Annotated in this window: 13 protein-coding genes; 4 read left to right on the top strand and 9 right to left on the bottom strand. The window is 32.8% G+C overall.

Annotated features, from left to right (window positions below):
* Window positions 1-142: 142 nt before the first annotated feature.
* Window positions 143-1,438: a tyrosine--tRNA ligase gene (gene tyrS, locus LG651_RS02230; protein WP_226694528.1), complete on the bottom strand. Its 1,296-nt coding sequence runs from the start codon at window positions 1,436-1,438 to the stop codon at window positions 143-145.
* Window positions 1,439-1,524: 86 nt separating this feature from the next.
* Here tyrS and LG651_RS02225 point away from each other — a divergent pair, with 86 nt between their 5' ends.
* On the top strand, window positions 1,525-2,532 hold the full coding sequence (locus LG651_RS02225) for an NAD-dependent epimerase/dehydratase family protein (protein ID WP_226694527.1): 1,008 nt from the start codon (window positions 1,525-1,527) through the stop codon (window positions 2,530-2,532).
* On the opposite strand, the gene LG651_RS02220 is transcribed toward LG651_RS02225, so the two are convergent.
* Genes LG651_RS02220 through LG651_RS02210 form a run of 3 tightly spaced genes read right to left on the bottom strand, consistent with a single transcriptional unit; the run spans window position 2,510 to window position 5,136 of the window.
* On the bottom strand, window positions 2,510-3,061 hold the full coding sequence (locus LG651_RS02220; RefSeq protein WP_226694526.1) for a DUF4296 domain-containing protein: 552 nt from the start codon (window positions 3,059-3,061) through the stop codon (window positions 2,510-2,512). The genes LG651_RS02225 and LG651_RS02220 overlap by 23 nt on opposite strands.
* Window positions 3,058-4,407, bottom strand: coding sequence for a dihydroorotase (locus LG651_RS02215; protein ID WP_226694525.1), 1,350 nt, complete (start codon window positions 4,405-4,407; stop codon window positions 3,058-3,060). Before LG651_RS02215 ends, LG651_RS02220 begins: the two co-directional genes overlap by 4 nt.
* 6 nt (window positions 4,408-4,413) lie before the next feature.
* Window positions 4,414-5,136, bottom strand: a complete 723-nt coding sequence (locus LG651_RS02210) for a polyprenol monophosphomannose synthase (protein ID WP_226694524.1) — start codon at window positions 5,134-5,136, stop codon at window positions 4,414-4,416.
* 115 nt (window positions 5,137-5,251) lie between these two features.
* On the opposite strand from LG651_RS02210, the gene LG651_RS02205 reads away from it, so the two are divergent.
* On the top strand, window positions 5,252-5,908 hold the full coding sequence (locus LG651_RS02205) for a DUF4271 domain-containing protein (RefSeq protein ID WP_226694523.1): 657 nt from the start codon (window positions 5,252-5,254) through the stop codon (window positions 5,906-5,908).
* A gap of 11 nt (window positions 5,909-5,919) precedes the next feature.
* Window positions 5,920-6,669, top strand: a complete 750-nt coding sequence (locus tag LG651_RS02200; protein WP_226694522.1) for a uroporphyrinogen-III synthase — start codon at window positions 5,920-5,922, stop codon at window positions 6,667-6,669.
* Window positions 6,670-6,724: 55 nt separating this feature from the next.
* Here the strand turns inward: LG651_RS02200 and LG651_RS02195 are convergent, their stop codons facing one another.
* The 4 genes from LG651_RS02195 to LG651_RS02180 form a co-directional block, all read right to left on the bottom strand.
* Entirely contained in the window at window positions 6,725-8,326 is a 1,602-nt protein-coding gene (locus tag LG651_RS02195) for a S41 family peptidase (protein ID WP_226694521.1), read from the bottom strand.
* Complete coding sequence (locus tag LG651_RS02190) at window positions 8,327-8,758, bottom strand: deoxycytidylate deaminase (RefSeq protein WP_226694520.1); 432 nt, start codon at window positions 8,756-8,758, stop codon at window positions 8,327-8,329.
* Window positions 8,759-8,959: 201 nt separating this feature from the next.
* On the bottom strand, window positions 8,960-9,550 hold the full coding sequence (locus LG651_RS02185) for a HupE/UreJ family protein (RefSeq protein ID WP_226694519.1): 591 nt from the start codon (window positions 9,548-9,550) through the stop codon (window positions 8,960-8,962).
* A 61-nt stretch (window positions 9,551-9,611) separates the two neighbouring features.
* Window positions 9,612-10,565, bottom strand: coding sequence for an NAD-dependent epimerase/dehydratase family protein (locus LG651_RS02180; RefSeq protein ID WP_226694518.1), 954 nt, complete (start codon window positions 10,563-10,565; stop codon window positions 9,612-9,614).
* 157 nt (window positions 10,566-10,722) lie between these two features.
* Between LG651_RS02180 and LG651_RS02175 the strand changes: the two genes are divergently transcribed.
* Window positions 10,723-11,244 carry a hypothetical protein gene (locus LG651_RS02175; RefSeq protein WP_226694517.1) on the top strand — a complete coding sequence of 174 codons (522 nt, stop codon included), beginning with the start codon at window positions 10,723-10,725 and terminating at the stop codon, window positions 11,242-11,244.
* A 70-nt stretch (window positions 11,245-11,314) separates the two neighbouring features.
* On the opposite strand, the gene LG651_RS02170 is transcribed toward LG651_RS02175, so the two are convergent.
* Window positions 11,315-12,028: a hypothetical protein gene (locus LG651_RS02170; protein ID WP_226694516.1), complete on the bottom strand. Its 714-nt coding sequence runs from the start codon at window positions 12,026-12,028 to the stop codon at window positions 11,315-11,317.
* Between the last annotated feature and the right edge of the window lie 70 nt (window positions 12,029-12,098).

Below are 12,098 nucleotides of genomic sequence, written 5' to 3'. Positions count from 1 at the left end.
CTCAAACCTAAACTAATTTATTTCGTTACACTCTTTTTTTAGCCTAAAACAGAATAATGGCGTTCTTTCATCGGTTTTGTAAGATAATGATTATTTAAAACCAATTAAAAATCAGCTATTTAGTTTATTTTTAAATAATTAATTACACTACTTGAAGGACAAAATAATTCTTTTTACCACGCTGAAGTAAAATAAATTTGTTATTTATTAAGTCTGCATTTGTAAGTGCGTAATCGTCTTTTACTTTCTCTTTATTTACAGAAATTGAATTTTCTTTTAAAGCACGACGCGCCTCGCTATTCGATTTTAAGAAGTTGCCTTTTTCGGCTAAGGCAGCTATCATGTCTAAACCGTTTTCAATATCTGCTTTATCAATTTGTGTAATTGGTACACCGTCAAAAACATCTAAAAAGGTTTGCTCGTTTAGGGCTTTTAAATCTTCAGAAGTCGATTTTCCAAATAAAATATTACTCGCCTTTACAGCATTATCTAAATCTTCTTTAGAGTGTACCATTGTAGTAATTTCTTCGGCTAAACGTTTTTGTAAAACACGTAAATGTGGTGCTTGTTGGTGTTCTTCAATTAAAGCCGTAATATCGTCTTTACTTAAAAAGGTAAATATTTTTATGTATTTTTCGGCATCAACATCGCTTGTATTAAGCCAATATTGGTAAAATTTGTAAGGCGAAGTACGGTTAGCATCTAACCAAATGTTGCCGCCTTCGGTTTTTCCAAATTTAGTACCATCGGCTTTTGTAATAAGTGGCCAAGTTAGGGCGTAACCTTTACCGCTATCTATACGCCTAATTAATTCTGTTCCGGTAGTAATGTTTCCCCATTGGTCGCTACCACCCATTTGTAAAGTACATTGTTTTTCGCGGTAAAGTTGTAAAAAATCAAACCCTTGAACCAGTTGGTAAGTAAACTCGGTAAAACTCATACCTACAGAAGCTTCAGACGATAAACGTTTTTTTACCGAATCTTTAGCCATCATATAATTTACAGTAATGTGTTTACCAACATCGCGAATAAATTCTAAAAACGAAAAGTTTTTCATCCAATCGTAATTATTCACAATTAATGCGGCGTTTTCAGCATCGCTATCAAAATCTAAAAAACGAGATAATTGTTCTTTAATAGCGTTTTGGTTATGTCTTAAAGTCGCTTCGTCCAATAAATTACGTTCGGCCGATTTTCCTGAAGGATCGCCAATCATGCCGGTGGCACCACCAACAAGCGCAACAGGTTTGTGGCCAGCTAATTGAAAATGCTTTAAACCCATAACACCAACCAAATGGCCAATGTGTAAAGAATCTGCAGTAGGATCTATGCCAACATACGCCATACGCATAGCTTCCATTAAATGTTCTTCGGTGTTTGGCATAATGTCTTGTATCATGCCTCTCCAAGTTAATTCCTCAACAAAATTCTTTATCATGTTCTCCTATTTTTTAAAACTACCGCAAATATAAAAATACACTTATAAATACGCTTTAAATCTTAATAATTCTTTACATTCGTTATATGATTTTAGTAACAGGAGGAACCGGTTTAGTAGGTGCGCATTTACTTTTTAACTTGGTAAATAATAACCAAAACGTGCGCGCTATTTACAGAAACGAACGTAAGTTTAGTAATGTAAAAAGCGTGTTTTCTTGTTATACAAATGATGTGGATGCGTTATTTGATAAAATTGAATGGGTTGAAGCTAATATTTTAGATATTCCAACTTTATCTGAAGCTTTTATAAATGTAACGCATGTTTATCATTGTGCTGCGTTTGTAAGTTTTGAGCCCAACAAATATGATGTTTTAAAGAAAACTAATATTGAAGGTACCGCTAACGTTGTAAATTTAGCTTTGCAACACAGTATTAAAAAACTGTGTTATGTTAGTTCTATCGCTACTTTGGGAGACGAGCTTAATAATAAACCCATAACAGAAGCTACCATTTACAACCCTGAAAGCGATAACAGTGTTTATGCCATTACAAAATATGGTGGCGAAATGGAAGTTTGGCGTGCAACCCAAGAAGGTTTAAACGCGGTAATTGTAAACCCCGGTTTAATTTTAGGTCCTGGAATTTGGCGATATGGTACAGGTAATTTTTTTAAACGAGCCCAAAAAGGAATTTCGCATATTACTTCTGGAACCGTTGGAATTGTTTCGGTTAACGATGTCGTTGCTGTAATGATAGAGTTAATGGAACGTAATATTGTAAATGAACGTTTTATTTTAGTTGCCGAAAATTGGACTTATAAAAAGCTATTGCAAGGTTTGGCAAAATCGGTTAATGGGAAAGTTCCAAAAACCATGGCTAAACCATGGCTTTTAAATTTAGCATGGCGTTTCGATTGGTTTTTTAGTAAAATTACTGGTAAACGAAGGCAGATAACAAAACATCTTGTAGAGTCGTTAACAACAGAAACGTATTATAGCAGTTATAAAATAAAAGAAACTATTGGCTACGAGTTTGCTTCGGTTAGCGAAACCATTACCAAAATAGGAGCTATTTACTTGAAGCAGGTTTAATTAATTTAACCTTTTCAGGGCTTGGTCTTAAATTTTTTTTGAGTTTAGCACTTAAAATGGAATCTTTATTTAGTGTCGTTTTCGATTTATCTACTTTTTCTGAAAATGCTATAGAATCTTTAGTTTCTTGAATAGCAATTATGGAATCTTCCTCTTTTTTGGTGGCATTTTTCCATTCTTCTGCTTCTTGTTTTTTAAAAACTTCTTTTAAAGCTTCAAGACTATCTTTTACTTTTTCGTAAATAGCCTTGTATTCTTCTACATGAAATGCGTAATAATTATTGCTTAATGCAAACTGGGAGCTATCAATATTATGTTTCTTATAAACAAAACTTGTAATATCTACACCATTTTCTCTCATTATCCTTTTTTCAACCGAACTCGATGCTCCTATAATTTTAGAGTCGATTAAAATATCGACCATTTTTTCCTTAGAAATTAGGTTTTCAGGTTTTTCGGGTTCCTGTTTATTATGGCACGCCATAAAACCTAAAATACTAAAAAGTGCTATGCAAGTTTTTAATTTCATCGGTTAAAAGTTAATCGTTTGGCATGTTTTGTTTCGCTAAACTTGGCGTTGTGATATACTAAATTACCATTTAAAATGGTATGTGTTATTCTAGATTTAAAGGTTGAACCCTCGAAAGGCGACCAACCACATTTGTATAATACGTTGTCTTTGTTTACAGTCCATGGGTTATTTAAATCTACCAAAACTAAATCGGCAAAATAGCCTTCTTTTATATAACCACGTTTTTCAACTTGAAACAAAATAGCAGGGTTATGACACATTTTTTCTACAATTTTTTCGATAGAAATTTTACCGCGGTGGTGCATTTCTAAAAGCGCAGGTAAGGCGTGTTGTACTAACGGGCCGCCCGACGGTGCTTTAGTATAAACGTTTTGTTTCTCGGTTAAAGTATGTGGCGCATGGTCGGTTGCAATAACATCTATACGATCGTCTAGTAATGCTTTCCAAAGTTTATCGCGGTCTTTAGCGGTTTTTACAGCTGGGTTCCATTTAATAAAAGTACCTTTTTTATCATAATCTTCATCTGTAAACCATAGATGATGAATACAAACTTCGGCTGTAATTTTTTTGTCTTTTAATGGAATTTTGTTCGAAAATAATTCAGTTTCTTTTCCTGTTGATAAATGAAAAACATGTAATCGTGCTCCTGTTTTTTTAGCTAATTCAATCGCTTTTGAAGATGATAAGTAGCATGCCTCTTCACTACGAATTATTGGATGATATTTAATAGGAATATCGTCGCCAAATTTTTCAATGTGCGCTTCAAGGTTTCGTTTTATAGTGCCCTCATCTTCGCAGTGCACTGAAATTACCAAATTGGTGCTTTTAAATATTTTTTCAAGAACTTCGGGGTCATCTACCAGCATATTTCCTGTCGATGAACCTAAAAATAGCTTTAAACCAGCAACGGCTTTTTCATCTAACTTTAAAATTTCATCTAAGTTATCGTTGGTTCCGCCAAACATAAATGAATAATTAGCGTACGATGATTTTGCAGCTATAGCAAACTTTTCTTCAAGCTTTTCAATGGTAGTCGTTTGTGGCTTTGTGTTGGGCATTTCAATAAAAGAAGTTATGCCACCCGCAATAGCTGCTTTACTTTCGGTTTCTATATTTGCTTTTTGTGTTAAACCAGGCTCTCTAAAATGCACTTGATCGTCGATTGCTCCAGGAAGTAAATATTTGCCTTCGGCATCGATAATTTTTACATCGCCAGATTTTGCACTTATCGAGCTATCTATTTTTGTAATAATAGCTCCTTCAATTAAAACATCGCCATTAAAAATAGTACCTTCATTAACTATTTTAGCATTTTTTATAAGGGTAGTTTGTGCAGTTGTCATGTTGTTTTATTTTGTGAACAGGCTTTTTATTTTCATAGATATTACTCCAAAAATAGCTTCGTAAATAATACCTCCGCTTAACTTACTTTCGCCTTTAGTTCTGTCAGTAAATATAACAGGAACTTCTTTAATTTTAAATTTTTTTAGGTAGGTTTTAAATTTCATTTCTATTTGAAAAGCATAGCCAATAAACTTAATTTTATCAAGATTTATAGTTTCTAGTACCTTGCGTTTGTAACATACAAAACCGGCTGTTGTATCATGAATTTTCATGCCGGTAATTAAACGCACGTATTTTGATGCAACATAGGATAGTAAAACACGACCCATAGGCCAATTAACTACATTTACTCCTGTTACGTAACGTGACCCAATAGACATGTCTGCCCCATCATTATGGCAAGCTTGATACAATTTTGGTAAATCGTTAGGGTTATGTGAAAAATCGGCGTCCATTTCAAAAATATAGTCGTAATTTTTTTCGATACACCATCTAAATCCATGAATATAAGCGGTGCCTAATCCCGATTTTTTTTTTCTTGTTTCTAAAAAAAGCCTATTTGGGTAGTCGTTTTGTAAGGCTTCAACTTTTTTTCCAGTTAAATCGGGTGAGTTGTCATCGACTACAAGTATATGAATTTCGTTCGATTGACTAAAAACAGCTCTTATAACAGCTTCAATATTTTCAATTTCATTATACGTAGGAATAATTACTACAGCCCCAATCATATTGTTATGCTTAACTTCAAAATAAATTTTAGCAAATGTAAGCTATTCAAATTTTATTTTTTTTAAATATTCCTTAATAAAAATCATTCTAAAAAAAATGTGATAATTTTATAGCATGATTAGACCCATTGTTTCACACGAATTATTTACCATACTACTAACCATAGGTTTAATGGTGATTGCTGCAGCTAGAATGGTATCGCCAAAGCGATTTGAAGATTTTGTTATTGTTTTAATAAATAATAAATATTTAAAAATATATTCGCGCGACCAGAAGTTTTTAGATAAGTTTGATGGACTTCTTTTTGGAAACCTAATTTTATCGCTATCTGTATTTTTCTATATATTCTATCAATTTTTAATAAATAGTGCCGAGGTTTCTGTTAATACAATGTTTAAACTTGCGGTTGGAATTACGGTATTTATTTTAATTAAAGTGCTTTTAGAACGATTAATTGCTAGTGTTTTTCAAATAGATAAGTTGATCGATTTCTATCTTTTTCAAAAAATTACTATTAAAAATTTTTTTGGCTTAGTTCTATTACCTATTAATGCACTTTTACTTTATACAATTAAGCCAACCTTAAATACATTTTATGTAATAATAATTTTAATGTTAATTATTAATTTAATAGGGCTAATTGCTTCATTTAAAACCTATCTAAGTGTAATAAAAAATAACTTATTCTATTTTATTTTGTATCTTTGCGCACTTGAAATTGCACCCTATGTAATTTTATATAAGGTGATTTTAGTTAATAACAATATTTAATTGCGCTTAATATGAAAGTGAAAACCATTTTAGTATCTCAACCAGAACCTAAAATAGAGAACTCTCCTTACTTTGATTTACAAGAAAAACAGCGTGTAAAAATTGATTTTAGACCTTTTATACATGTTGAAGGTGTGTCTGCAAAAGAAATTAGACATCAAAAAATCGATTTAAGTAATTATACAGCTATTATTTTAACCAGTAGAAATGCTGTAGATCATTTTTTTAGAGTTGCCGAAGAAATGCGTTTTAAAGTTCCAGATACTTTAAAATACTTTTGCCAAAGTGAAGCTGTGGCTTATTATCTTCAAAAATACGTGGTTTACAGAAAGCGTAAAATTTATGTAGGTAAACGTACTTTTGCAGAACTTACACCACTTATTAAAAAGTATAAGGACGAAAAATTCTTATTACCCAACACCGATAAGGTAAAACCAGAAGTACCTCAAACACTTGATGCTTTGGGTGTAAATTGGAAACAAGCTACCTTTTATAAAACGGTTGTAAGCGATTTATCTGATTTAGAAAATGTAACTTACGATGTTTTAGTGTTTTTTAGCCCTTCTGGAATTGAATCTTTATTTAAAAATTTCCCAGATTTTAAGCAAAACGACACACGAATTGCGGTGTTTGGAAATACCACTATTAAAGCTGTTGAGGAAAAAGGTTTACGTGTAGATATTGCTGCACCAACACCAGAAACACCATCAATGACTATGGCTTTAGAAAAATATATTGAACAAGCTAATAAGGCGAAGTAAATAGTATTTAATAAAACATATTAAAAAAGCTCGATATAAATCGAGCTTTTTTGTTTTAGTTAGTTTCTTCTTCTTCTTTACTTAATTTTATAACCTCGTCTATAACAATATCGCTTTGGTTGTAAACCTCATTAAAAGCCCCATTACCAAAAAGTTGGTCGGCAAAGGTAGCTTTAATGTATTGTTTAACTTCATCATGATATGCAACAAAAGTAATTTTTGCTTGCGTGCGCAGGTTTAAATAATCTTGGAAAGCAAAAACTAAATCGTCGCTAACCTCGAAGTTTTTTATAAAATCTGTTCTCGACATATTATCGAAAGCATGTCGGTCTTGTTCTAATTCCTCAAAAACAAAATTCCCAAAAAAGCCACGGCGTTTTAAAAAGGACAAAGTTTCGTTTTGCATACTTGTATCCAGAGGTACAAAAACATCGGGAATTATACCGCCGCCGCCATAAACAATTTTGCCGCCCGGTGTTACAAATTTTAGAGAATCGTCAACATGAATTTTATCAGGGTCTAGCAGTTCGCCGCTATCTAAACGATCAAAATATTCGTCGTAATAATCTTTATTGCCGTGGTCGTAAGGGCGTTGTATAGATCGTCCTGTAGGTGTGTAATAGCGCGATACAGTTAATCTTACAGCGCTGCCATCTCCTAAATCCATTTCGCGTTGTACTAAACCTTTACCATACGATCGGCGTCCAACAATAGTGCCTTTATCGTTATCTTGTAAGGCGCCAGCAACAATTTCGCTCGCCGAAGCACTATTTTCATCAATTAAAACAAAAACTTTACCGTCTTCAAAATCACCTTTATTGGTAGCGAAGCTTTTTTCAATATCGCCACGTTTGTTTTTTGTAAACAAAATAAGTTTATCATCTTCTAAAAACTCATCAACAATTTGTTCGGCAATGCCTAAAAATCCGCCGGGGTTTTCTCGTAAATCTAAAGCAATTTGTGTTGCACCTAAAGCTTCAAGTTTATTTAAGCCGGCTTTAAATTCTTTATATGTCGATTCGGCAAATCGGTTAATTTTAATATATCCTAAGCTTTCTGTAAGCATGTAAGCCGCATCAACGCTAGCAATTGGTATGGTGCTTCGTTTTACAGTAAAGTCTAATAATTCGGGTTCGCCACGACGATAAACCTTTAAGTTAACTTTCGAGTTTTTTTCGCCTTTTAGTTTTTTAACAATTTCAATATCCTTCAACTTATCGCCAAATAAAGTATCGCCATTAGCCATAATAATGCGATCGCCACCTTGTATTCCGGCCTTGGCACTAGGGCCATTTTCTAAAGCACGAATTACAGCAATGGTATCGCGATAGGTGTAAAAGCTAATACCAATACCAACAAAATCGCCTTTCATTTCTTCGGCAACACGTTCCATATCTTCTTTCGGGATGTAAACCGAGTGCGGATCCAGATTGTTTAAAATGCCATTAACCGTAACATCAACAATACTATCGGTATTAATATCGTCAACATAATCGTATTCAATATAATCAATAAGTCGGTTTAGTTTATCCTTTTTGCTGTTTTTGGAGAATAATCTATCGGGAGAATCTGTAAAATTTAGTTTTCCACCAATAAAAATACCAGCCGCAATAGCAGCACCTAAAATTAAGGGCAAGTATTTTTTTTGGTAACTCATTTAAGCCGTTATATCTTCAATATGTTCAATTTCAACGCCGGCGCGCTCTAAAAATTTTAAACCCGAATCGTCTTTATAAGCCTTATGATAAACTACTTTTACAATACCCGCTTGATGAATTAATTTACTACATTCCTTACAAGGCGAAAGCGTTATGTAAAGCGTAGCGCCTTTGGCCGATTGTGTAGATGCCGCAACCTTTAATATGGCATTGGCCTCGGCGTGTAAAACATACCATTTGGTGTAACCTTCGTCGTCTTCACAAAAATTCTCGAAACCCGTTGGTGTGCCGTTGTAGCCATCAGAAATTATCATTCTGTCTTTAACAATAATAGCACCAACCTGTTTGCGTTTGCAATACGACAATTTACCCCATTCTTTGGCAATTCTTAAGTAGGCTTTATCGTATTTAAGTTGTTTGTTTTTTGGCATTAAAATTAAATTTGGGCGTTACCCACAAGGGGTCAGGCTTTTCGCTATATCTTTTTATGCAATAAAGTTATAAACTTACAATTAAGTATAAGTTTAGCATAAAAAGGATGCCGCTGCAATCCTTAACGCAAAAACACTATAACGAATATACGTTGTAAGTATTTTAAAAACAACGGAAGTTAGTTAAACTTTTTATAACGATTAAGCTAAATAATCGCTATTTAAAATCATTGGTATTACCAAACCAATTACAATGGCCGATAAAACCATAACCCAGTCGCGCTTAGAAAACCGAAACAAAGTTTGCACTAAATACCCTAAAAATAGTACAACAAAAACAATAATAACTTGTGCAAGTTCTATACCCAAAGCAAACTCTAGTAGTAAAATAAGTTTGTTATCCGAGTCGCCTAAAAACATTTGAAACTCTCTGGCAAAGCCTAATCCGTGAATTAAACCAAAAAATAAAGTTGATAAAAACAACACGCCAACTTTTTCTTTTTGAGCACCTTTACCAGCAGTAAAAACATTGTAAAGTGCCACAATAAAAATTGAAACCGGAATTAAAAACTCTACAATACTCGCATTTACACTTACAATTTTATAAGCTGCCAAAACCAGAGATAACGTATGGCCAAGAGTAAACATAGAAACTAAAAGAAAAACGCGTTTCCAATCTTTAAACAAATAAGGAACGGTTAAAACAATTAGGAATAAAACATGATCGTAAGCATTTATATCGAGTACGTGGTTAATGCCATACTCAACATTAAACCAAAAATCCTGAAGCATATTAAATTAATTTAGGGGTTGCTCAAATATACAATTAAAACTATATTTTTCTGTTAAAAAATTACGGCTTGTAGGTTTTGCTAAGTTGTGTTAACATTTCCTCGGTAATTTCATCTAAATTAAATTTATGTTTCCATTTCCAGTCTTGTCTTGCATACGAATCGTTAATGTTTTTTGGCCAACTGTTTGCAATTTCTTGTCTATAATCGGGTTTGTAACTTATTTTAAATTCTGGTAAATGTTTTTTAATACTATTTGCAACGGCTTTTGGTGTAAAACTTATGGCAGATAAATTGTACGACGATCTTATTTTTATGGCGGTATGTGGAGCTTGCATAATATCTACGGTGGCTTTAATGGCATCGTCCATAAACATCATAGGTAATTCGGTGTCTTCTTTTAAAAAACATTCGTATTGGTTGTTTTTAATGGCTTCGTGATAAATTTCAACAGCATAATCTGTGGTGCCACCACCAGGCAAAGTTTTCCAACTTATAATGCCTGGGTAACGTAAACTTCTAACATCTACGTCGTATTTATTAAAATAATACTCGCACCAACGTTCGCCAACTTGTTTGGTAATACCATAAACTGTTGTTGGTTCCATAACCGTGTATTGCGGGGTGTAATTAACAGGTGTTGTAGGCCCAAAAACGGCAATGCTAGATGGCCAAAACACTTTTTTAATAAACTTGGCGCGGGCAAGGTTAAGTACATTAAAAAGAGTACTCATATTTAAATCCCAAGCTTTCATCGGGTATTTTTCGCCAGTGGCACTTAGCATTGCGGCCATTAAATAAATAGTATCAATGTTATATTTTTCTACACAAATTTTAATGCTGGCGTAATCTTGAGCATCAACAATTTCAAAAATACCAGAATTTACTATAGTTTCGTTACGGTAACTTATGTCGCTGGCAATTACATTTTGGTCGCCATAAATAGTTCGTAATTTAAATGTTAATTCCGAACCTATTTGTCCGCCAGCGCCAATAATCAATATTTTTGAACTCATTTTTAATGTGATTTATGAAAACTTTTCAAAAATAATAAGATTTTAATGAAAATAATATATTTATATTTCAATATTTTTTATTTATCATAACACTAAAAAACAACACTATAAAAACGGCTATTGCGTTATATTTGTATTGTAATTATATTAATTGAAAATGAATTTTAAAGGTTTCATCATTATATCTCTGTTACTTGTTTTTATATCTTGTAAAAAGGATTCTGAAAACAAAGAAATTACACAGGAAGAAAAGGAAAAACATGTGCACTTAGTAACCGAGCAAGAAGTTACCAAGTTAAAATATGTAGATTTTGCATTAGATTTAAAAACCGAAGAGGCTATAAAAGACTGGAAACCTTATTTTGAGTTAAGCGATGTTATTAGTAAAGTAAAAGTTGGAGATTTAGGTTTTTTTATGGCCGAAGAAAACGAAGTAAATTTACTGTTAACAAACTTAGATAAAACTATTCCCGATGCTGTAAATAGCCCTTCGATAACGGCGCGAATTTTAGTTTTAAAAACAATGATGTTAAAGCTTAAAAGTTTAGCTAATTTGGATACCAGAAACAGGGACGAACTTTTATTGGCAATTAAAGAATATTTAACGGCGTATAGTAATGTTAATTATCAAATGAATAAGAAAATTGAATTCGATGTTCGGAATATTGAACGCCCGTAATTTTTAAACCATAAAACATAAAAAAAGCTCTATTTTTAAATAGAGCTTTTTAATTTTATTACCTCAATAATTAATTTTTGGTTTGCTCTTCTTGAGCTTGTAAGGCCTGTTTTTGGCGCAATAATTCGGTTTTTGTTAACTGAATTAAGTTAAAGTTTGGTGCCGTTTTTAAGGCAGCATCCAGAATATCTACAGCGGCATCAATATTGTTTTTTCGGTCTTTATTAAAAGTATTTAAGGCGTTTAAATACATAAAAGCCGATTTTAAAGGTACTTCGTAAGGTTGTTGGGTTTCAAAAAATGCTTTTTTCATATCGTCTGTTGCATTTGCTAACCCATAATTTATGTGTTTTTCAATTTCAGTATTATTTTGGACTGTCATATTAAGCTCGGCTAAATCGTAGGCAAGGTAGGCGTTTGGTTTACGATTAAACATTTCTTGAAAGTGTCCAATTGCCAATTCTGGTCGCTTTAAAGCTTTAAGCGAAACAGCTTTTACTTCTAAAGCAATATCCGAATCGGCTGCATTTTTTTCAAAACCAATGGTGTTAATTGCTTGTCGGTATTGATTTTCGCTCATGTAAATATAGGCAAGGGTATCTTTTCTGGCTTGCGAAGGTTGTAATACATTTAAATGCGTCATGGCATTAACAATACCTTGTACATCGCCTTGTAATTTCATTTGTTTGTAATAAGCCTCGTAGTGTTTTAATAAATCGGTGTTGGTTTGTGCATTTAAGCAAACAGTAAATAACACTAAAACTATGGTAACTAATTTTTTCATTGTTCTTATTTAATTTTTCGTGCGCCAAATCTAAAAAAATATATGCTTTTTTTGTTAAAAGATGCGTAAT

This window comes from Neotamlana sargassicola (genome assembly GCF_020523965.1).
In the GTDB taxonomy this organism is placed as follows: Bacteria; Bacteroidota; Bacteroidia; order Flavobacteriales; family Flavobacteriaceae; genus Neotamlana; species Neotamlana sargassicola.
This window is presented reverse-complemented; position numbering and strand designations above follow the sequence as displayed.